This is a genomic window from Rhizobium sp. ZPR4, assembly GCF_040215725.1.
Taxonomy (GTDB): Bacteria; Pseudomonadota; Alphaproteobacteria; order Rhizobiales; family Rhizobiaceae; genus Rhizobium; species Rhizobium rhizogenes_D.
Window position 1 is genome coordinate 744,541 of the sequence record NZ_CP157969.1, and the last position, 20,396, is coordinate 764,936.

The 20,396-nt window shown below is 60.4% G+C and carries 19 protein-coding genes; 9 read left to right on the top strand and 10 right to left on the bottom strand.

Translation table 11 applies throughout. The features are described from left to right. Positions 1–22: 22 nt before the first annotated feature. The 5 genes from ABOK31_RS31165 to ABOK31_RS31185 form a co-directional block, all read right to left on the bottom strand. Positions 23–517, bottom strand: coding sequence for an HIT family protein (locus ABOK31_RS31165; RefSeq protein ID WP_349961495.1), 495 nt, complete (start codon positions 515–517; stop codon positions 23–25). Positions 518–589: 72 nt separating this feature from the next. After that, a complete protein-coding gene (locus ABOK31_RS31170; protein WP_349961496.1) occupies positions 590–856 on the bottom strand; it encodes a hypothetical protein in 267 nt (88 codons plus the stop codon). 48 nt (positions 857–904) lie between these two features. Next, a complete protein-coding gene (locus ABOK31_RS31175; RefSeq protein WP_349961498.1) occupies positions 905–1,078 on the bottom strand; it encodes a hypothetical protein in 174 nt (57 codons plus the stop codon). Positions 1,079–1,512: 434 nt separating this feature from the next. Further along, positions 1,513–3,096, bottom strand: coding sequence for a DHA2 family efflux MFS transporter permease subunit (locus ABOK31_RS31180; protein WP_349961500.1), 1,584 nt, complete (start codon positions 3,094–3,096; stop codon positions 1,513–1,515). Next, complete coding sequence (locus ABOK31_RS31185; protein WP_349961502.1) at positions 3,093–4,352, bottom strand: HlyD family secretion protein; 1,260 nt, start codon at positions 4,350–4,352, stop codon at positions 3,093–3,095. Before ABOK31_RS31185 ends, ABOK31_RS31180 begins: the two co-directional genes overlap by 4 nt. A 156-nt stretch (positions 4,353–4,508) precedes the next feature. Here ABOK31_RS31185 and ABOK31_RS31190 point away from each other — a divergent pair, with 156 nt between their 5' ends. Then, positions 4,509–5,189 carry a TetR/AcrR family transcriptional regulator gene (locus ABOK31_RS31190; protein WP_349961504.1) on the top strand — a complete coding sequence of 227 codons (681 nt, stop codon included), beginning with the start codon at positions 4,509–4,511 and terminating at the stop codon, positions 5,187–5,189. Positions 5,190–5,231: 42 nt separating this feature from the next. Here ABOK31_RS31190 and ABOK31_RS31195 read toward each other — a convergent pair whose 3' ends face one another. The 5 genes from ABOK31_RS31195 to ABOK31_RS31215 form a co-directional block, all read right to left on the bottom strand. Next, entirely contained in the window at positions 5,232–6,953 is a 1,722-nt protein-coding gene (locus ABOK31_RS31195; RefSeq protein ID WP_174172845.1) for a penicillin-binding protein 2, read from the bottom strand. A 183-nt stretch (positions 6,954–7,136) separates the two neighbouring features. After that, positions 7,137–7,703 carry a sarcosine oxidase subunit gamma family protein gene (locus tag ABOK31_RS31200; RefSeq protein ID WP_349961506.1) on the bottom strand — a complete coding sequence of 189 codons (567 nt, stop codon included), beginning with the start codon at positions 7,701–7,703 and terminating at the stop codon, positions 7,137–7,139. Continuing rightward, on the bottom strand, positions 7,696–10,629 hold the full coding sequence (locus ABOK31_RS31205; protein WP_349961508.1) for a sarcosine oxidase subunit alpha family protein: 2,934 nt from the start codon (positions 10,627–10,629) through the stop codon (positions 7,696–7,698). Before ABOK31_RS31205 ends, ABOK31_RS31200 begins: the two co-directional genes overlap by 8 nt. Further along, a complete protein-coding gene (locus tag ABOK31_RS31210) occupies positions 10,626–10,904 on the bottom strand; it encodes a sarcosine oxidase subunit delta (RefSeq protein WP_349961510.1) in 279 nt (92 codons plus the stop codon). Before ABOK31_RS31210 ends, ABOK31_RS31205 begins: the two co-directional genes overlap by 4 nt. Before the next feature lie 12 nt (positions 10,905–10,916). Continuing rightward, positions 10,917–12,167: a sarcosine oxidase subunit beta family protein gene (locus tag ABOK31_RS31215; protein WP_174172849.1), complete on the bottom strand. Its 1,251-nt coding sequence runs from the start codon at positions 12,165–12,167 to the stop codon at positions 10,917–10,919. A gap of 88 nt (positions 12,168–12,255) precedes the next feature. Here ABOK31_RS31215 and ABOK31_RS31220 point away from each other — a divergent pair, with 88 nt between their 5' ends. From ABOK31_RS31220 to folD, 8 genes are all read left to right on the top strand, one after another. After that, positions 12,256–13,215: a GlxA family transcriptional regulator gene (locus ABOK31_RS31220; RefSeq protein WP_349961512.1), complete on the top strand. Its 960-nt coding sequence runs from the start codon at positions 12,256–12,258 to the stop codon at positions 13,213–13,215. A gap of 78 nt (positions 13,216–13,293) precedes the next feature. Next, on the top strand, positions 13,294–13,977 hold the full coding sequence (locus tag ABOK31_RS31225; protein ID WP_174172851.1) for a helix-turn-helix domain-containing protein: 684 nt from the start codon (positions 13,294–13,296) through the stop codon (positions 13,975–13,977). Positions 13,978–14,070: 93 nt separating this feature from the next. Beyond that, entirely contained in the window at positions 14,071–14,979 is a 909-nt protein-coding gene (locus ABOK31_RS31230) for a glutamine amidotransferase family protein (RefSeq protein ID WP_349961515.1), read from the top strand. Positions 14,980–15,009: 30 nt separating this feature from the next. Next, on the top strand, positions 15,010–15,696 hold the full coding sequence (locus ABOK31_RS31235) for a GXGXG domain-containing protein (protein ID WP_174172853.1): 687 nt from the start codon (positions 15,010–15,012) through the stop codon (positions 15,694–15,696). A gap of 15 nt (positions 15,697–15,711) precedes the next feature. Beyond that, complete coding sequence (locus ABOK31_RS31240; protein WP_092716799.1) at positions 15,712–17,040, top strand: FMN-binding glutamate synthase family protein; 1,329 nt, start codon at positions 15,712–15,714, stop codon at positions 17,038–17,040. Positions 17,041–17,117: 77 nt separating this feature from the next. Next, positions 17,118–18,425 carry a type III glutamate--ammonia ligase gene (glnT, locus tag ABOK31_RS31245; RefSeq protein WP_174172854.1) on the top strand — a complete coding sequence of 436 codons (1,308 nt, stop codon included), beginning with the start codon at positions 17,118–17,120 and terminating at the stop codon, positions 18,423–18,425. Between the two features lie 99 nt (positions 18,426–18,524). Further along, the gene (purU, locus tag ABOK31_RS31250) at positions 18,525–19,409 is read left to right on the top strand and encodes a formyltetrahydrofolate deformylase (RefSeq protein WP_349961516.1); all 885 of its coding nucleotides are present in this window, start codon (positions 18,525–18,527) and stop codon (positions 19,407–19,409) included. Between the two features lie 3 nt (positions 19,410–19,412). Then, positions 19,413–20,318 (top strand): bifunctional methylenetetrahydrofolate dehydrogenase/methenyltetrahydrofolate cyclohydrolase FolD, encoded by a 906-nt coding sequence (folD, locus tag ABOK31_RS31255; RefSeq protein ID WP_349961517.1) that lies wholly within the window; start codon positions 19,413–19,415, stop codon positions 20,316–20,318. The last annotated feature ends 78 nt before the right edge of the window (positions 20,319–20,396 follow it).

The following is a 20,396-nucleotide window of genomic DNA, read 5'->3' on the forward strand; positions in this document are numbered from 1 at the left end:
AATTGTCGGTCAACAATATCGTTCAAATGGCCTGGAGACTGAGATGCATCGTCTGGCGCAGCAGCTCAATGGCCTCGGGAACGGTCGGCCCTTCGATCGGAGGCGGCTGAAGACGTTCGCAGAATTCGCGCCAGACGAACAGGGTCAGTTCGGCGCCGTCCGTTTCGGTTTCCCCCTCCCCTTCGGCAAATTGTCCGAGGGCGCGATACCGGACATCTTGCCAGAACAGCGTCTCCACCCAATCGTAGATAGGAATGACATGGAAGTGAAAGGCGAGTCCGGAAACATGACCATATCGACCGATATAGACGCGTGGAGCGCCCAGCTCCTGTTTCAGCACTGCTTGAGACAGCGCCAGCAGGGGACCGATCTCCCGCAAGGTGTCATCGGGTAAATCGAAGAGGTCATTGGCGGATGTCTTGGACGCTATGATGAGGTAGCCGGGGAGGGCCGAATTTGCCCGGTGGTTTACAAGCCATTTTTCGGTCTCGGCGATAAAAAATTGTGAAGCAGCCATCGTTTTCTACTCTTGATTCCGATAATTGTTCGTCGGCTACATTTGCTCTCAGCCAGGCGGAAATGACATCGCTCAGCGCCAGTGAGCCGAGGTCATGCCGGCTTTTCGATGGCCCGATCTGAGGGGCAAGCACATCGGTTCCCCATTAACAATGAGACTTATCCAATTCCCGTCAAGCTGGCAGCGGCAGCGAAAAAAGATTGCCGTGGTGAGGTGGTTGCGGATTGCCCATTGCGTCGCCAGAATATGCCAGAGTTTGTCGGCGAGCAGCGCCCAGCGGCAACCGAGCATGGCGGCAACGGCAGGAAAGATCAATGAAGGCACGATGAGCTGCAGCATGATATCGCCCTCGGTGGTAGCAAATCGCGGGAAGATGGATCACGCCGATCATGATTCTGCTTTGATCTTCGTCAGATCGGGAGCTGGTGAAGGCCAAGTGAGAAGGCCGAGATAGATCGGATACGGGATGGAATTCGCCGTAATCAGCGCGGCATTCGGACCTAGCAGCGGGACGAGTGCTACCGTTACTGCGGCGAGAGCTGCGTATAATTCGAGCGACATGCGGAACTCACTTGAGGTGAAAGTAGCTGCAAGGGCGACATCGGCAAGCGACGATCTTCGCGCATGGGCTAGGGCGAGGTTCAGCACCCGATCGCGAGTGCCTATTCGCGGCCGGAAGCCGGCCTAGCAGCTTTCGGCGTTCGCCGCCAAACCCTGACAGTTGTCAGGGTTTTCTAAGCCGCGGATGTTGGGGAGTTGGCCTCAAGAGATTTGCACTGCGTGCGAGGGCCGGCGGAAAGGTAATATGTAGCTGTGCCACCCCTCCAATAAGGTTGGATCAAAACCCTGACAGTTGTCAGGGTTTTGATCTCGATGGATTCCATCACAGCATCGGGATCACGGGATGGATTGTGGTAGCTGTTAGTGTGGGCCGTCGCTTCCTTCCCGGTCGGAGCTTCTGCCGTATTGAAGCTCCGACCGGGGATGGCAGTCCGTCAGTGCCCCATGGATGCCTTCTTGCCAAGCGTTACGTTGCGCAGCGTCAGGGCGAGAGGGATGGCGGCGAGCGAGATCAGCGTCAGAACCCAGAACGCATCGATGTAGGAGAGAAACGAAGCCTGGCTCTGTATTTGCTGATTGATCCAGGCGAGCGCCTGTTGCTGAGACGTCAGAAGTGAGCTTCCTTGCGCCATGAAATAGTTGCTCAATTGACCGTAGGTGTCCTGATAGGCGCCGTTCGATGGGATGACATGTTCGACCAGGCGGCTTTGGTGGAACTGTTCGCGATGGGCGATGATGTTCGATATCAAAGACACGCCGATCGACCCGCCGGTGTTGCGAGCGGCGTTCAGCAGGGCAGAGGCCTGGTCGGTCTTGCTGGGAGGAATGCCGTCATAGGAAGCCGAGGTAATGGGCAGGAAGATGAACGGCAGGCCGATCCCCTGCAGCATGCGGGCCTCGGCGAGATACCAAAAGCCGACACCGGCATAGACGCTGGTCACCTGGTACATGGAGAAGGCAACGAAGCCGGCACCGATCGCAATCAGATATTTCGGCTGCACTTTCGATGACAGGAAGCCGACCACGAACATCATGACCATGGTCACCACGCCACCGGGAGACAGCATCAGCCCCGCCCAAGTTGCGGTGTAGCCGAGATTCTGCTGAACCAGCTGCGGTAGGTATTGCGTCGTGGCGAGCAGCAGCGCGCCCGTTGCCATCATCACCAGAAAGCAGGTGCCGAACTGGCGGCTGACCAGCATTCTGATGTCGACCGCGGGATTCTTGTGCTTCAGTTCCCAGGGGATCATCAGCAGGAAAGCCAGCGCACAGATCACGGCCGCCGCGACGATGAAGCTGGAGCCGAACCAATCGTCTTCCAGACCTCGGTCGAGCATCAGCTCCAGCATTCCGAGAAAGGTGGCGACGAGCCCGAATCCGATCCAATCGAAGCCGGGTTCCTGGCTACGCTTCTGGGCACGCTCCTGGGCGGCGTCTGCCGGTTCCTTGATCAGCATGGCAACGGCGGCAAGCGTCAGAATGCCGACGGGACCGTTGATCAGGAAGCACCAGTGCCAGGAGAAATTATCCGAAAGCCAGCCGCCCAATGTCGGTCCCACGACAGGGGCAACGACGACCGCCACGCCGAACAGGGCAAAGCCCTGCCCGCGCTTTTCAGGCGGAAAGCTGTCGGCGAGAATGGATTGCGCCACCGGCACCATGCCGCCGCCGCCGATGCCCTGCAGGATCCGGGCAAGCAGCAGGAATTGCAGATTGGGCGCAAAGCCGCACATGACGGAGCTGATGGTAAAAAGCGCGAGGCAGCTGAGAAAGAAAGTCCTGCGTCCGAGAATACGCACGAGATAGCTCGTGGCCGTCACAATCACGGCGTTGGAAACGAGGTAGGTGGTGACGACCCAGGACGCTTCGTCCTGGCTGACACCAAGGCCGCCGGAAATATAGTTCAAGGCGACGTTGGCGATGGTTGTGTCGAGCACTTCCATGAAGCTGGCAAGCGCGACGACGATCGCAATGATCCAGGGGTTTGCCACCGATCTGGCGGCAGCGTTCGTGCTCACAACACGTTCCTCAAGCTTTCCCACAGGGAGGGGCTGGCATCGGTCCGCACTGTCGGGACGACGGACATGCCCGGCCCCAACGCGACATCGCTTGGCACATCATCAAGCTCGATCTTCACCGGCACACGCTGGACGATCTTCACATAGTTGCCAGTCGCGTTTTCTGCCGGCAGCAGCGAAAACGCCGTTCCCGATCCCGGCTGCACGCTTGCGACATGGCCATAGATCGCGCGGCCGCCATAGGCGTCGATGGTCAGTGTTACCGGCTGGCCCGGACGCATGTGATCGAGCTGGGTTTCTTTGAAGTTGGCGGTTACCCAGAGCTTGTCCGGCACGAACATGGCCAGATTCGTGCCCGCCTGCACATATTCGCCGTCGCCGGCCGACAGTTGCACTACCCGACCCGGCTGCGCCGCCGTCATCGTCGTGTAGGAGAAATTGAGCTTGGCCTGGTCGAGCTGTGCCTGATCTTGCTTGAGAGTGGCCTGAACGTTGGCGATCTGGAAGTCATAGGCGTCAAGCTGACGCTGCGCAGCGGTCAGCGAGGCTTGATCGGTGTTCAGGGCAGCCTGTTGCTGGTGCAATTGCGAGGTATATTGCTGCGCCTCCTGAAGAGTGCCGGAGCCGCTTTTCACCAGTCCCTGATAGCGGTCGTTTTGCTGCTGGGCGAAGACGAGATTGGCTTGGGCCTGCGCGACCTGGGCCTTGGTTTCTTCCACATTCGCTTCCTGAACCCGCTTCTGCGCCTCGGTGTTCTGGATATTGGCATTTGCGGCAGTGACCTGGGCCTGCGTCTGCTCCAGAGCTGTTTGATAGTCGCGATCGTCGATACGGGCGATCACCTCGCCGCCCATGATGTGCTGGTTGTCGGTGACGGGGACGGAAGAAATGTAACCGGCTACTCGCGAGGTGATGGCATATTGCCGCGCAGCGATGAAGGCATCATCGGTGCTTTCATAATGCGAAGCGTTGTCCCAGTAGATAAAGGTTACCACCGCTGCTGCAGCGAGCGCGCTTCCGCCGATCAGGAGCATCCGCAGGCGTCCGGAGGGGCCGCCCGCCACATCCTTCTGGCCAGCATCGTCCAGCGCTTCGGCGCTTTCTTCGAGGATTCGCGTTTGATCGCCGGGTTGTGGCGCTTCTGCTCTTTCCTGTGGGGCCGAGAGGCCACTTTGCTCATGATTTATCTTGGCGCCGGCCATCTTCGGCTCCAGCACAATCAATTTTCCGAGAGTCTCATCCTGAGGCGTGCTCATCTTCTACCTCTTCTGTCACAAGGATTTAAATTGAAACGAAACGTTCAATTTAAATATTGACGTAGAACTGATCAGGGTGTTAGTCAAGGGCTGCAGAGGGTGCTAAACCGCGTCCAAGCCAATCAAAAAGCAGTGAGGTCCGTCATGCCGCGAGAAATGGCAAAACCCCAAATTACACCGGCAAAGACAAATGCAACGCGACGTGGTCGTCCGCCGCGGGAGAGAGCAGGCGAGGTCGAGGACAGAATTCTGCAGGCTGCCCTTCAGGTCTTCATCACGCGCGGCTATGAGGGCGCAAGCATTGACGAGATTGCCGAAGTCGCGAGAGCCGGCAAGCCGAGCATCTATGCGCGCTTCACCAACAAGGAGACCCTGTTCAGAGAAGTCGTCATCCGCTGGGCGCAGAGATCAGGCGAGATGGTGGCTTCCGCGACATCCGGCAGCATTCTTGAACGCTTCCAATCCGCAGGTGTCTTAATCGTCCAGCGCGCCATCAGGACGGAGACTATCGGGCTTATACGCAGCGTGATCGGCGAGGCGACACGTCATCCGGATCTCGCAACGACGATCCACTATGCCATGCGGGCGCATGGAACGGCTACCGCGATGAAGCTTGTGGCAGAATTGGCGGAGGCCGAAGAGCTCAGGTCACTGGCTGCCTTCGCGCCGGCTAACCTTGAAGCCACGACTCGATACTTCATCGATCTGGTGCTGCTGCCGATGATGATATCTTCATTGTTTCACGCCGATCTGACACCGGTAAAGGAGCAGATGGAGAACCATGCGCGCGAGGCAGCTGCTTTTTTCCTGCGCGGCTGCGGCTATAGCACCGTCTGACTGTCGCGATCTTCGCGGACATGGTCACAGCGACCCGAATCCTCAGTATGCGGCGAGCAGGTTCGACCCGAAATCCGGTTCGACGCCCAGCAGCGGCGCGGCGCGGCCGATGATATCGTGGACCATGGGTGCTGCCGTTTCGGCAGCAAGATTGAGGTTGTGCACGCCCGTCAGCGGCTGGTCGATGAAGGCCAGCACCACGTATTTCGGGTTATTCATTGGGAACGCCGCCAGGAACGAATTGAAACTGAGCTTGTGCGAATAAACGCCGTGAATGACCTTGTTTGCGGTGCCGGTCTTCCCGCCGACATGATAGCCGGGGACGTCGGCGGCTCTGCCGGTACCCTGCTCGCCATTGAGACGGAAGAGGTAGCGGATCGTGTCGCTGGTGCTCTTCTTGACGATCATCGTTTCGGTCTTTTCCGCCTCTTCCTGTGTGCGCGGAAGGAAGGAAGGCTCGATCAGCTTGCCGCCGTCAATGAGAGCTGCGCCGGCGACGGCGGTCTGCATCGGCGTAGTGGCGACGCCGTGGCCGAAGGCTATGGTTATGGAGTTGAGCTTCTTCCAGACTTTTGGCTGGCTGGGCGCTTTCACCTCGGGCAGTTCCGTCTGCATCTTCGTCAATAGCCCGAAGCGGGTCAGATAGGACTTCTGGATAGTCATGCCCACCTTGTCCATCATCTTGGCTGTGCCGATGTTGGACGAATAGCGGAAGATTTCCGGGATAGACAGAACACGCCGCGGCACGTCGCGGTCATCATGGATGGTGAAGCCGCCATAATGCAGGGGAGCGCTGGCGTCGAAAGTGTCCGTCAGCTTGACCATGCCCGTGTCGATGGCCATCGCGATCGAGAAGGTCTTGAACACCGAGCCCATTTCGTCGGTGCCGTTCGACATGCGATTCAGCCAGCCTTTGACATCCCCCTGCGGATCGTTCGGGTCGAAATCCGGGGCCGAGGCCATGGCCAGCACTTCGCCGGTGTGGATGTCGAGGATGACGGCGCCGGCCGCCTGACTCTGGTAGCGGCCGATCGCGTCCGACACCACGTCGTGAACGACGCTCTGTACACGCAGGTCGATCGACAGTCGCACCGGCTCCAGCTGGTCGCGGCTCGTCAGGCCCGTGGAAGCGAGATCCGACAGGCCCTGCATGTCGAGATATTTCTCCATCCCGGCGACGCCGTGATTGTCGATATCGACATAGCCGAGAATATGCGCGGCGGTGCGCCCTCCCGGATAGAAGCGCTTGACCTCAGGCCGAAACCCGATCGCCGGGATGCCGAGCGCCAGGATCTCGCTCTGTTCCTTCGGCGTCAGCTGCCGACGCAGCCAGGCAAAATGCGAGCGGCGGTCGGAAAGCTTTTTATAGAGTGACTTGCGGTCGATATCGGGAAAGATCGAGGCGATTTTCTCCACAGCCTCGTCCGGATCGACCACGCGGTTGGGCTCGGCAAACATCGAGACGGTACGGATATCGGTCGCAAGCAATTCGCCGTTTCTGTCGACGATATCCGGCCGCGCGGCGCTGATATGATCCGGCGGAATCGCCGACGTGTCGGTCCTCGGCTCCATATCGAAATAGGTAAGCCTAGCGAAGATCGCCACATAGCAGACCACCAGCCCACCTGCGAGCATCATGATGCGGGCTTTGGCGAGCTTGGCTTTACCGGTGGCACGCACCGGCGGTCGCTCGCGTCCCCCTGGACCGAAGGTGATTCTGATGAGGCGACCGCTATTTGCGCTGAGGGCGTGGATGATCGACATGAACGATTATTCGCAAAAACTGGGAAGGCGGATTTGCCTCTCGATTAACAATCTTTAAACGCAAGATGGTTAACAGGAGTCTAATTATAAGTTCTTCTTACTAACGTTGTGCTTGAAGGCGCGCCTCGCGCTTTGCGCGCATAGCAGCTGCAGGCGAGGTGGCCTTGCCGGAATATGCCTGCGTCAGGATTCCTTGGATGCGGCTCGGAGCGTGAGCTGCTCGGCACCCTGAGATCGAGCCAGAGCCTCAAGCTCCTCATAAAGCGATTCCGCAAAGCTGCGCAGCACGGTCAGCTCGAAATCGTTCATACCGATGCGCGTGAGCTGCACAGAGATATGACCGAAAAGCGTCATGGCACTGCCTCCTTCCGGGAAGCTCGATGGATGCAGGTCGACCGCCGTGCCTTTGTTGAGCATCCGGGCAGCGTTCAGGCCGGAAACGAGGATACGGATACGGCCGTGGCTTTGGTCGCAGATGAAGGCGCGGCCTGTCAGGGCGTCGGCAAGCGCCTGTCTTTGGGATTCAGCGAGCTGCTCATTGCCGGCGATGAACCATTGCCGGTATCCCGCTGGGCGTACGGAACTTTGCCTAAGGCCGGCCGCCAGAAGATGGGTGACAATCTCTTCGCTCGTGGTCGCGCCCATCACATGCAGAAGGTGACCTTCGGGCTGGGCCTCCAGCCGGATGGTTCCGCCCTGCAAAACGGCCTTGCCGGCAAGCACCGGCTTCGATGTCGGCAAATCAGGCATGGAGTTTCTCGTTCTGAGGGTCGATGAAGACGGGACTGCAGATCACCGCATCCGTGAATTCGTTTCTAAGGCCGTTCCAGACGATGATCTTCTCACCGATGCGCTCCGGGCCGCTCTTGATGAGGGCGAGCCCGATCGTATGGCCAAGGCTCGGCGAAAAGGCGCTCGATGTCACGTAGCCCTGGTCGTTTTCGAGCGTCGCGGCCGCGCCTTCCGCCAGGATATGGGCGCCGGTGCGGAAACTGGTTGCCGGGTTGACCGGTTTGACGCCGACGAGGCGAGGCCGGTCAGCTGCCTGCAGGCCTTCGCGTTGAAGCATCGCTTTGCCGATGAAATCGGGCTTCGTTGCCGAAACCATGCGGGCAAAGCCAAGATCATCAGGCGTTACCGTGCCGTTGATCTCGGCATGGGTGACGTGGCCCTTCTCGATGCGGAGCACGCCAAGCGCCTCGGCTCCATAGGCACAGATCTCGTGGCTTTGGCCCGTCAGCATGATGGCGTCGGCAACCGATTCGCCGTAGGCTGCGGGCACGCCGAGCTCATAGGCGAGTTCGCCGGAGAAGGATATGCGGAAGAGGCGACCCTGGAGCTTACCGCCGAACAGGGAGACCGCGCGTGCGCTCATGAACGGGAAAGCCGCGTCGGAAATGTCGTCATCGACAATTTCGGAGAGGATCGCCCGGGATTTCGGGCCGGCCACCGCCATCTGTGCCCATTGATCGGTCGACGATGCAAAATAGACGTCCAGCTCGGGCCACAGCGTCTGGGCGCAGAATTCTAGATGCGTCAGCACGCCGGCCGCGAGCGCCGTCGTCGTGGTCATGAAGAAATGGTCTTCGCTCAAGCGGCTGGTCGTGCCGTCGTCATAGATCATGCCGTCTTCGCGCAGCATGATGCCGTAGCGCGCCTTGCCGACGGAAAGCTTGGCAAAGCCGTTGCAATAGATGCGGTCGAGGAAGGTTGACGCATCCTTGCCGAAGATCTCGATCTTGCCGAGCGTCGAGACGTCGCAGATCCCGGCATTCCTGCGGATGTTCAAAACTTCGCGATCCACGCTTTCGCGCCAGGTCTTTTCGCCGTCCCGCGGAAACCAGGAGGAGCGGTACCAGAGGCCGGTCTCGACGAAGACCGCGCCGTTTTTCTTCGCCCATGCATGCAAGGGGGATTTGCGTGCCGGCTGGAAATGCTTAGCCCGCGAAGTACCTGTCAGCGCGCCGAAGGAAACAGGCGTATAGAAGGGCCGGAACGTCGTGGTCCCGACCTCGGCCGGCGAGACGCCGCGAGCCTCGGCGAGAATGCCGATGGCGTTGATATTGGAAAGCTTGCCCTGGTCCGTCGCCATGCCGTTCGTCGTATAGCGCTTGGCAAGCTCGACATCGCCATAGCCCTCACGCACGGCGAGACCAAGGTCTTTCAAGTGAACGTCATTCTGATAGTCGACGAAAGCCTTGCCCTTGCCGCCTTTGACGTACCATAGCGGCGTGGCAGTGGGTGATGTTTCCTCTGCTGAAACAAAGGCGGGGTCAACCTTGCCAAAGCCGATTGCCTCCAATGCCTCGGCGGCCTTGCGTGCTCCGTCGCTAAGGCAAATCTCGGTGGAGGCAAGGCCTGCCGCGGAGCCGGCAATCAGCAAGCCATCCTGTCTTTCCGGCACGAGGAAGGCTCCGTGTTTTTCCGACCAGACCGGCCTTGCGCCGCGATGGCAGGCGAGATGGATGATCGGGCTCCAGCCGCCGGACATGGCCAGAGCATCGGCATCAATCTCCTGCGTACCCGATCCGCTCGCAATGCTGACCCCACGCACCTGCTTTCTGCCAAGCGCGTCGATGATGCATGCGCCGGTCAGCACCCGAGCCTTGCCGTTCCAATCTTCGCCGCCATTACCGCGCGTATCGACGACGGCGGCCACCTCCATACCTGCCGCCTCAAGATCAGCAGCGGTCCGGTAGCCGGAACTGTTGGTCGTGAAGATAACGGTACGCTTGCCGGGAGCGACCGCTTGCCTGTTCAGATAGCTGCGCATGGCGCCAGCCATCATCACGCCTGGAATATCGTTGCCGCCGAAGACGAGCGGCCGCTCCTCGGCACCGGTCGCAAGGATCGCCTGCTTGGCGATGATGCGCCAGAGGCGTTCGACCGGCTGACGCGGGTCGGGCGTTGCCACATGCTTCTGGACACGCTCGACCGCGCCGAAGACATTGTCGTCGTACCAGCCGATAACCGTCGTGCGCGGCAGGCATTGCACGTTGGGCAGGCCGTTAAGTTCGACCAGCATCTCCTTGAGCGATGAGCTGGGTTCCGAAAGTAAACTGCCGCCGAGCTCGAAGCCTTCATCTGCGAGGATGACGCGCGCACCGGCGCGCCCCGCTGTCAGTGCTGCGGCAAGACCCGTAGGTCCGGCGCCGATGATGAGCAGATCGCAATGCGCCCAACACTTTTCATAGGAATCGGGGTCGGCCTCATAGGACGCCTTGCCGAGACCGGCGGCCTTGCGGATCAACGGCTCGTAGATCTTCTCCCAGAAGGCGGCGGGCCACATGAAGGTCTTGTAGTAGAAGCCGGCGCTGAGGAAGGGGGAGAGCAGGCCGTTGACGGCGCCGACATCGAAGCCGAGCGAGGGCCAGCGGTTCTGGCTGCGGGCGATCAGCCGGTCGTGAAGCTCGATCATCGTGGCGCGGGTATTGGCTTCCGTTCGACCGCCTGTGCCGGTCGTCACGAGTGCGTTGGGTTCGGCGGCTCCCGCCGTCAGGATGCCGCGCGGCCTATGGTATTTAAAGCTGCGCCCGACGAGCTGGATGCCGTTGGCAAGCAAAGCAGATGCAAGCGTGTCGCCGGGATGGCCAGTGAGGTCCTTGCCGTCGAAGCTGAAGGCAATGGTTTTGGCGCGATCGATCCGGCCGCCGGAGGAAAGACGATAGCTGCTCATGCGCCACCTCCAAGCTTGGCAAGCGCCGCGTCGCTGACGCCATGGACCTTGTGGGTAACCGTGTCGCGCTCGACAATCAGCCAGCGGCGGCAGCCGGAGGAATGATGCCAATATTCCTTATGCAGTCCTTTCGGATTGCCGCGAAGATAGACGTAGTCGAACCAGTCTTCCGAACTGGCATCGGCTGCCGGGCGGGTGAGGTTCGCATCCCCTTTGATGGTGAACTCTTCCTTGGGACGAGTTCCGCAATGAGGGCAGGAAATTAGGCTTGCCATCGTATCATGTCCTCAATGCAGGTTCGGTTGGGCGCCGACGCCCTTTTCATCGATCTGGTAGCCGCGCCGAAAGCGATCGAGGCGCAGCTGCGTCGCTGTTTCATGCGGCTCGTTGCGGGCGATCAGATGGGCATAGCAGTAGCCTGATGCCGGCGTTGCCTTGAAGCCGCCGTAGCACCAGCCGGCGTTCAGATAGAGATTGTCGAGATGGGTGCGGTCGATGATCGGCGAGCCGTCCATGCTCATGTCCATGACGCCGCCCCATGTGCGCAGGTAGCGCACCCGCGTCAGCGCCGGGATCATCGCCACGCCGGCTTCGGCGACATGTTCGACGGTCGCGAGATTGCCGCGCTGGGCATAGGAATTGTAGCCGTCGATATCGCCGCCGAAGACGAGGCCGCCCTTGTCGGATTGCGAGACATAGAAATGGCCGGCGCCGAAGGTGACGACGCAGTCGATGAACGGCTTCAGGCCCTCGGAGACGAAAGCCTGCAGTACATGACTTTCGATCGGCAGGCGCAGCCCCGCCATGTCGGCGACCACGGTGGAATTGCCGGCTGCAGCCAGCGCCAGCTTGCCGCAGCCGATGAAGCCCTTGGTGGTTTCGACACCGGTCACGCGGCCGTTTTCGGTGCGGATACCGGTGACTTCGCAGCCGGTGATGATATCGACGCCGCGGCTGTCGGCGCCGCGGGCATAGCCCCAGGCAACCGCATCGTGGCGCACCGTGCCGCCGCGCGCCTGCAGCAGGCCACCCATGATCGGGAAACGGGCGTTTTCAAAGTCGAGGAAGGGCAGCTTCTTGCGGACAGCCTCGCGGTCGAGCAGCTCGGCATCGACGCCGTGCAGGCGCATGGCATTGCCGCGCCGAGTGTAGGCGTCGCGCTGTGCATCCGAGTGGAAGAGGTTGAGCACGCCGCGCTGCGAGACCATGGCGTTGAAATTGAAGTCCTGCTCCAGCCCTTCCCAGAGCTTCATCGACAGCTCGTAAAAGGGATTGTTGCCGGGCAGCAGGTAGTTGGAACGGATGATCGTCGTGTTGCGGCCGATATTGCCAGAGCCTAGGTAGCCCTTTTCCAGAACAGCGACATTGGTGATGCCGAAGGTCTTGGAGAGATAATAGGCTGTTGCCAGCCCATGGCCGCCGCCACCGACGATGATGACATCATAATGTGGCTTCGGTTGCGGCTGCCGCCAGGCTGGCGCCCAGCCGGTATTGCCGCGTAGGCCGTTGAGGAAGACAGAGAAAGCCGAATAGCGCATGGTCAGGTCCGCTTTGAACTGCGCTCATGATGACAGAGTGAAAAATGTCGACTTGCCTGATTGGGACCTATTTCGATAGAAAAGGGACATGGCTCAAGTCGACATCAGAAATACCCAAAACATCGGTTTCATCCTGATCCCGGGATTCGCCCTGATGTCTTTTGCATCCGCGAGTGAACCATTGCGCGCCGCCAATCTTCTGGCCGGGCGCGAAATCTACCGATTATCGACTTTCTCGCCGGACGGTGCGCCGGCGGTATCATCGGGTGGCGTTCCGGTGCCGGCCGAACCTCTCCCCGGTCGTGGGTCTGATCTCGGCACGGTCTTCGTTTGCGCCGGCGGCTCGCCCCGGGACTGGCACTACCCTTCGGTTCTTGCCTGCCTGCGTCAGCTCGCACGCGAAGGCGTTCGTATCGGCGGCATTTCCGGCGGTCCCTATCTGCTGGCGGCCGCCGGGCTTCTGGCCGAGCGCGATTTCACCATTCATTGGGAGCATGCGCCGGCACTGCTTGAAGCTTTCCCCACGCTTACGCCACGCCAGGCGCGCTTCGTCATCGACGGCAACCGCATCACCTGCGGCGGTGGCATTGCGCCGCTCGATATGATGCATGTGCTGATATCCGAACGCATGGGCGCTGATTTTGCCCGGCGCGTCAGTGACTGGTATCTGCACACCGAAGTTGGCGAGCCCGCAGCGCCGCAGCGCGGTTCGCTTGCCGAGCGTTACGGCGTTCATCATCCGGGCTTGCTGAGCGTGCTCGAAAAGATGGAAGAGACGATCGAAATGCCGCTCGACCGTGCTGCCATGGCCCGGATTGCCGGGGTCACGCCGCGTCATCTCGACCGGCTGTTTGCCGCTCATCTCGGATCGACATTCCTTGAGCAATATCGGCGGATAAGGCTGCAGCATGCCAGACGGCTCCTGGAACAGAGCCCGCTTTCGATTTCCGAAATCGCCGTCGCCACCGGCTTTTCCAGCGGCGCGCATTTCTCGCGGGCCTATCGCTCTCTCTATGGGATCGCGCCCGGCGATACGCGCCGCACCTGATTTTCGTCGCAGTTGAGAAAATTTCACTGGGAGGATAGACTTCTTCCCAGCAAGCCCTGCCGGCAAAAAGGATATAGAATGAAAACCAAGGCAGATAAAATAGCGGCCGACGACCCATCCCATGGCGGACGCTCGGCTTTCCTGCAGAATCCGCATGCGGTGCGCGAGCCCAAGGAAAACAATCTCGAAATGGCGATCGGCCACGAGGTTCGCGCCTATCGCAAGAAGCTCGGCATCACCGTGACGGATCTTGCCGCCGCGACCGGTATCTCGCTCGGGATGCTGTCGAAGATCGAGAACGGCAATATCTCGCCGTCGCTGACGACGCTGCAATCGCTGTCGCGCGCGCTCGGGGTGCCGCTGACCGCCTTCTTCCGCCGCTATGAAGAGCCGCGCAACGCCGTCTTCGTCAAGGCTGGCCAGGGCGTCGAACTCGAGCGGCGTGGCACGCGGGCGGGACATCAATATAATCTGCTCGGCCATATCGACAACAATTCGAGCGGCGTCATCGTCGAGCCCTATCTCATCACGTTGACTGCCGATTCCGACGTCTTCCCGACGTTCCAGCATGAGGGGATGGAGTTCCTCTACATGCTGGAAGGCGAGGTGATGTACCGCCACGGCGACCAGCTTTATCCCATGCAGCCCGGCGACAGTCTCTTCTTCGATGCCGACGCGCCGCATGGCCCGGAGGTGCTGGTAAAACTGCCGGCAAAATACCTGTCGATCATCAGTTACCCACAGCGGGGCAAGACCGACTGACTTGCCTTAAAAGAAAAATTTATTCTTTTGAGTTGAAAAACCGCAAGGGACCTGATAGCCATTTTTGCAGATGCGAAAACGGAGGCTTTGGGCATGTGCGGAATTGTCGGTCTTTTCTTGAAGGATAAGGCGCTGGAGCCGAAACTCGGCGCGCTTCTATCTTCCATGCTGATCACGATGACCGATCGCGGACCTGATAGCGCGGGCATTGCGATCTACGGCAACGATAATGGCGCCACGGCGAAGATAACCGTTCAGTCGGCCGATCCGATAAAGGATTTCGACGGGCTGGAATATGAGCTGAGGCGCGCCCTCGACGTGCCCGTTTCGGTGACGGTCAAGAGCACGCATGCGGTCATCACGCTTGCCAAGGACAAGCTCGACGAAGGCAGGGCGGCCCTGACGGCATCGCGTCCGAACATCCGCGTCATGAGCAGCGGCGATACCGTCGAAATCTACAAGGAAGTCGGCCTGCCGAAGGACGTGGTCTCGCGCTTCGGTGTCACCGCCATGTCCGGCACGCACGGCATCGGCCATACCCGCATGGCGACCGAGTCGGCCGTCACCACGCTTGGTGCCCATCCCTTCTCGACAGGGTCGGACCAGTGCCTGGTTCACAATGGTTCGCTGTCGAACCACAACAACCTGCGACGCGAGCTGAAGCGCGAGGGCATGACGTTCGAGACGGAAAACGACACGGAAGTCGCCGCCGCCTACCTCACCGCCGAAATGGCGAAAGGCAAAGATCTCGGCGCGGCACTGGAAAGCGCGGTCGACGATCTCGACGGCTTCTTCACCTTCGTCGTCGGCACAAAGTCGGGTTTCGGCGTCGTTCGCGATCCCATCGCCTGCAAGCCGGCGGTCATGGCCGAAACCGATCAATATGTCGCCTTCGGCTCCGAATATCGCGCGCTGGTCAATCTGCCGGGCATTGAGAATGCCCGCATCTGGGAGCCGGAGCCGGCGACCGTCTATTTCTGGGATCACGAAAAGGCCGCCTGATCAGAAGCGCCGCAATCGAGAGAGATCTATATGCCAGTTTTCGACCTATCCGTCACGCCGCTGCGCGAACTCAATAGCGCCCTCCATGGCCTTCCCGAGGGCACCAACGACCTGGCCTTCGAAGTCGTCAATCCGCGCGGCCATCATGCCGTGGCCGCCGGTATCGATGCGCCCGTCACCGTCGATATCAAAGGGTCTGTCGGCTATTACTGCGCCGGCATGAACGATGGCGGCAACGTCACCGTACACGGTTCGGCAGGTCCGGGCGTTGCCGAAAACATGATGTCCGGCAGCGTCGTCATCGAAGGCGATGCCAGCCAGTATGCCGGCGCCACCGGCCGCGGCGGGCTGCTCGTCATCAAGGGCAATGCCGCCTCGCGTTGCGGCATCTCGATGAAGGGCATCGACATCGTCGTCTACGGCAATATCGGCCATATGTCGGCCTTCATGGGCCAGTCCGGTCATCTGGTCGTGCTGGGTGACGCCGGCGATGCACTGGGCGACAGCCTCTACGAGGCCAAGCTTTTCGTGCGTGGTTCGGTCCAAAGCCTCGGTTCGGACTGCATCGAAAAGGAAATGCGCCCGGAGCATCTGGAAAAGCTCTCCGAACTTCTTGAGAAGGCCGGCGTGCGCGGCGTCAAGCCTGAGGAGTTCAAGCGCTACGGATCGGCCCGCAAACTCTATAATTTCAACATCGACAATGCCGACGCCTATTGAGACGAAGGGGACCTCATGAGCTATCACAACCCACCTACGCCACCCCGCAAGTCGGCGACCTTCGACGATCATACGCTGGCGGAAATCCGCCGCGCTGCGGCGACAGGCATCTACGATATCCGTGGCGCCGGCACGAAGCGCAAGGTGCCGCATTTCGACGATCTGCTCTTTCTCGGCGCTTCGATCTCGCGCTATCCACTCGAAGGCTATCGCGAAAAGTGTGATACGACCGTCGTTCTCGGCAGCCGTTTCGCCAAGAAGCCCATCACGCTGAAGACCCCGATCACCATTGCCGGCATGAGCTTCGGTGCGCTTTCGGGCAATGCCAAGGAGGCGCTCGGGCGGGGCGCGACGATTGCCGGCACGTCGACCACGACCGGTGACGGCGGCATGACGGACGAAGAACGCGGCCACTCGCAGACGCTGGTCTACCAATATCTCCCGTCGCGTTACGGCATGAACCCGAAAGACTTGCGTCGCGCTGATGCGATCGAAGTCGTCGTCGGGCAGGGTGCGAAGCCAGGTGGCGGCGGTATGCTGCTTGGCCAGAAGATTTCCGATCGCGTCGCCAACATGCGCAATCTTCCCAAGGGCATCGACCAGCGCTCGGCCTGCCGCCATCCGGACTGGACCGGTCCGGACGATCTCGAAATCAAGATCATGGAGTTGCGCGAGATCACTGATTGGGAAAAGCCGATCTACGTCAAGGTCGGTGGCGCGCGCCCCTATTATGACACGGCGCTCGCCGTCAAAGCCGGTGCCGACGTCGTCGTGCTTGACGGCATGCAGGGCGGCACGGCCGCGACCCAGGACGTCTTCATCGAGAATGTCGGTATGCCGACGCTTGCCTGTATCCGCCCTGCCGTCCAGGCGCTGCAGGATCTCGGCATGCATCGCAAGGTGCAGTTGATCATCTCCGGCGGTATCCGGTCCGGTGCCGATGTGGCGAAGGCTTTGGCGCTCGGCGCGGATGCGGTTGCTATCGGTACGGCGGCGCTGGTCGCGCTCGGCGACAACGATCCGAAATGGGAAGAGGAATACCAGAAGCTCGGCACGACGGCCGGCGCCTATGACGACTGGCATGAGGGCAAGGACCCGGCCGGTATCACGACGCAGGACCCGGAGCTTGCAAGCCGGCTCGACCCGATTGCGGCTGGCCGGCGCCTTGCCAATTATCTGAAAGTCATGACGCTGGAAGCGCAGACGATCGCACGCGCTTGTGGCAAGAATCACCTGCACAACCTGGAACCGGAAGATCTCTGTGCTCTGACGATGGAAGCTGCCGCCATGGCGCAGATCCCGCTCGCCGGCACCAACTGGTATCCGGGCAAGGGAGGCTTTTGACATTCCGGCCGGGCCGAAAGGCCCGGCCGTACCACGCATCATCGAAGTGTCTCGAAGAAATCCAAAGGGGAACGAGAATGACACTGGATCTTGCTGCCTTTGCCAAAGACAAAGGCATCAAATATTTCATGATCAGCTACACGGATCTTTTTTCCGGCCAGCGTGCCAAGCTGGTGCCTGCTCAGGCGATTGCCGGCATGCAGGAAGACGGTGCCGGCTTTGCCGGTTTCGCCACATGGCTCGACATGACGCCTGCCCATCCCGACCTTTTTGCCGTACCCGATGCCTCCTCCGTCATCCAGCTCCCATGGAAGAAGGATGTTGCCTGGGTCGCGGCCGATTGCATGATGGAGGGCGAACTGGTCGCCCAGGCGCCGCGAAACGTGCTGAAGAAGCTTGTGAAAGAAGCAGAAGCAGCCGGCAAGCGCGTCAAAACCGGCGTCGAGGCCGAATTCTTCCTGATCACGGCCGATGGCGCCAAGATTTCCGACGAATATGATACGGCGGAAAAGCCCTGCTACGACCAGCAGGCCGTCATGCGGCGCTATGACGTCATTTCCGAGATCTGCGATTATATGCTGGAACTCGGCTGGGGCGCCTATCAGAACGATCACGAGGACGCCAACGGCCAGTTCGAGATGAACTGGGAATTCGACGATGCCCTGAAGACGGCAGACAAGCATTCCTTCTTCAAATTCATGGTCAAGTCGATTGCCGAGAAGCACGGGCTTCGCGCCACCTTCATGCCTAAGCCCTTCAAGGGGCTCACCGGCAATGGCTGCCATTGCCATATCTCCGTGTGGAGCAATGACGGCAGGACCAACGTCTTTGCCGACAGGGAGGCTGAATTCGGCCTGTCGGCCGAGGGCAAGCATTTCCTTGGCGGCATCATGAAGCACGCTTCGTCGCTGGCGGCGATCACCAACCCGACGGTCAATTCCTACAAGCGCATCAATGCCCCGCGCACGACATCGGGCGCCACCTGGTCTCCTAATACCGTGACATGGACCGGCAACAACCGCACCCATATGGTGCGCGTGCCTGGCCCCGGCCGCTTCGAACTGCGCCTGCCCGATGGCGCCGTCAATCCCTATCTGCTGCAGGCGGTCATCATCGCTGCCGGCCTCGATGGCCTTCGCAACAGGGCCGATCCGGGACCGCATCACAACATCGACATGTATGCGGAGGGTCACCTGGTGAAGAATGCGCCGCGCCTGCCGCTCAATCTGCTCGATGCTTTGCGGGCCTATGACGAGGACGAGGGGCTGAAGCAGGCGATCGGTTCGGAATTTTCCGAAGCCTATCTGAAGCTCAAGCACCAGGAATGGAACGCCTACTGCTCGCATTTCACGCAGTGGGAGCGCGATAGTACGCTCGATATCTGAGTGCGTAGCAAAAAGACGCCTGAATGGGCTGCTGTGCCGGGGCGCAATCCCTCGACACAGCAGCGGAATTTCAGCCGTGGACGGCGGAGGAAGATCAGCATGACGAGCTATGTATTAACAGTGGCGTGCAAGTCGACGCGGGGGATTGTCGCGGCGATCTCGAACTATCTGGCGGGTGAGGGCTGCAATATCGTCGATTCCAGCCAGTTCGACGATCTCGATACCGGCATGTTCTTCATGCGCGTCTCCTTCATCTCCGAGGAAGGCGTCGGCGAGGCAGCGCTCGCCGAAGGCTTCAAGCCGATCGCCGAGAAGTTCGCCATGGTGTCAGAAATCCACGATGCCAGGAAGCGCATGAAGGTGCTGCTCATGGTCTCGCGCTTCGGCCATTGCCTCAACGACCTGCTCTATCGCTGGAAGATCGGCGCCCTGCCGATCGACATCGTCGGCGTCGTCTCCAACCATTTCGATTATCAGAAGGTGGTGGTCAACCACGACATCCCCTTCCACCATATTCCGGTGACCAAGGCTAACAAGCCGGAGGCGGAAGCCAGGATCATGGATGTGGTCGAGCAGACCGGCACGGAGCTGATCGTGCTCGCCCGCTACATGCAGATCCTGTCGGATTCGATGTGCCAGAAGATGTCGGGCCGCATCATCAACATCCACCATTCCTTCCTGCCGTCCTTCAAGGGGGCGAACCCCTACAAGCAGGCCTATGAGCGCGGGGTGAAGCTGATCGGGGCGACGGCGCATTATGTGACGGCCGATCTCGACGAGGGTCCGATCATCGAGCAGGACACGGCGCGCATCACGCATGCGCAGTCGGCCGAGGACTATGTCTCAATCGGCCGCGATGTGGAGAGCCAGGTTCTCGCCCGCGCCATCCATGCGCATATCCACTTCCGCACCTTCCTCAACGGCAACCGCACCGTCGTCTTCCCGGCAAGTCCGGGGTCCTATGCCTCCGAGCGCATGGGGTGAGTGATGACGCTCGCAACAGTGATCGACGGGAAACAAGCGGCGGCATCGGTGATCGAGGCCGTGAAGGCTGCAGCGGTTGGGCTTGAAGACGAGGCCGGCGTGAAGACCGGACTTGCGGTCGTCATCGTCGGCGACGATCCGGCCAGCCACACCTATGTCGGCGCCAAGGGCCGCATGGCCAGGGAATGCGGCTTCAACTCCATCCAGCACACGCTGCCGGCCGAGACGACGCAGGAAGAATTGGCAAAGCTCGTGGCTTCGCTAAATGACGATCCGTCCATCCACGGCATTCTCGTGCAGCTGCCGTTGCCGAAGCATCTTAATTCCGATGCGATCATCCAGTCGATCAAGCCGGAGAAGGATGTCGACGGGTTGCATGTCGTCAATGCCGGCAAGCTGGCAACCGGCGATCTCGAAACCGGGCTGATCTCGTGCACGCCGGCCGGCGCCATGCTTTTGGTGCGCTCCATCCATGGCGACGACCTGTCGGGTCTGAACGCCGTGGTCATCGGCCGCTCCAATCTGTTCGGCAAGCCGATGGCGCAATTGCTGCTTTCTGCCAATGCGACGGTCACGACGGCGCATTCGCGCACGAAGGATCTCGCCGCGGTGGCAAGGGGTGCCGATATTCTGGTGGCGGCCGTCGGCCGGCCTGAGATGGTCAAGGCGGATTGGGTGAAGCCGGGTGCGACCGTCATCGATGTCGGCATCAACCGCATCGACGCACCGGAGCGGGGCGAGGGCAAGAGCCGGCTGGTGGGCGATGTCGCCTATGGCGAAGTCTCCGAAGTCGCCGCCGCCATCACGCCGGTTCCGGGCGGTGTCGGTCCGATGACGATCGCCATGCTGATGGCCAATACCGTCATCGCTGCCCATCGCTCAGCCGGCAAAAGGCCACCGAGGTTTTGAACGAAATGCCGCCTGAAGAGTCAAGAAAAACACCTCGGATCGGCTTGCCAAGGCGTGAAAGACGATTATAGTCAGGAA

Coding starts and splice junctions, on each gene's coding strand:
- ABOK31_RS31165 (WP_349961495.1), bottom strand. CDS start 517: ATGGCTGCTTCACAATTTTTTATCGCCGAGACCGAAAAATGGCTTGTA.
- ABOK31_RS31170 (WP_349961496.1), bottom strand. CDS start 856: ATGCTGCAGCTCATCGTGCCTTCATTGATCTTTCCTGCCGTTGCCGCC.
- ABOK31_RS31175 (WP_349961498.1), bottom strand. CDS start 1,078: ATGTCGCTCGAATTATACGCAGCTCTCGCCGCAGTAACGGTAGCACTC.
- ABOK31_RS31185 (WP_349961502.1), bottom strand. CDS start 4,352: ATGAGCACGCCTCAGGATGAGACTCTCGGAAAATTGATTGTGCTGGAG.
- ABOK31_RS31190 (WP_349961504.1), top strand. CDS start 4,509: ATGGCAAAACCCCAAATTACACCGGCAAAGACAAATGCAACGCGACGT.
- ABOK31_RS31195 (WP_174172845.1), bottom strand. CDS start 6,953: ATGTCGATCATCCACGCCCTCAGCGCAAATAGCGGTCGCCTCATCAGA.
- ABOK31_RS31200 (WP_349961506.1), bottom strand. CDS start 7,703: ATGCCTGATTTGCCGACATCGAAGCCGGTGCTTGCCGGCAAGGCCGTT.
- ABOK31_RS31205 (WP_349961508.1), bottom strand. CDS start 10,629: ATGAGCAGCTATCGTCTTTCCTCCGGCGGCCGGATCGATCGCGCCAAA.
- ABOK31_RS31210 (WP_349961510.1), bottom strand. CDS start 10,904: ATGGCAAGCCTAATTTCCTGCCCTCATTGCGGAACTCGTCCCAAGGAA.
- ABOK31_RS31215 (WP_174172849.1), bottom strand. CDS start 12,167: ATGCGCTATTCGGCTTTCTCTGTCTTCCTCAACGGCCTACGCGGCAAT.
- ABOK31_RS31220 (WP_349961512.1), top strand. CDS start 12,256: ATGGCTCAAGTCGACATCAGAAATACCCAAAACATCGGTTTCATCCTG.
- ABOK31_RS31225 (WP_174172851.1), top strand. CDS start 13,294: ATGAAAACCAAGGCAGATAAAATAGCGGCCGACGACCCATCCCATGGC.
- ABOK31_RS31230 (WP_349961515.1), top strand. CDS start 14,071: ATGTGCGGAATTGTCGGTCTTTTCTTGAAGGATAAGGCGCTGGAGCCG.
- ABOK31_RS31235 (WP_174172853.1), top strand. CDS start 15,010: ATGCCAGTTTTCGACCTATCCGTCACGCCGCTGCGCGAACTCAATAGC.
- ABOK31_RS31240 (WP_092716799.1), top strand. CDS start 15,712: ATGAGCTATCACAACCCACCTACGCCACCCCGCAAGTCGGCGACCTTC.
- glnT (WP_174172854.1), top strand. CDS start 17,118: ATGACACTGGATCTTGCTGCCTTTGCCAAAGACAAAGGCATCAAATAT.
- purU (WP_349961516.1), top strand. CDS start 18,525: ATGACGAGCTATGTATTAACAGTGGCGTGCAAGTCGACGCGGGGGATT.
- folD (WP_349961517.1), top strand. CDS start 19,413: ATGACGCTCGCAACAGTGATCGACGGGAAACAAGCGGCGGCATCGGTG.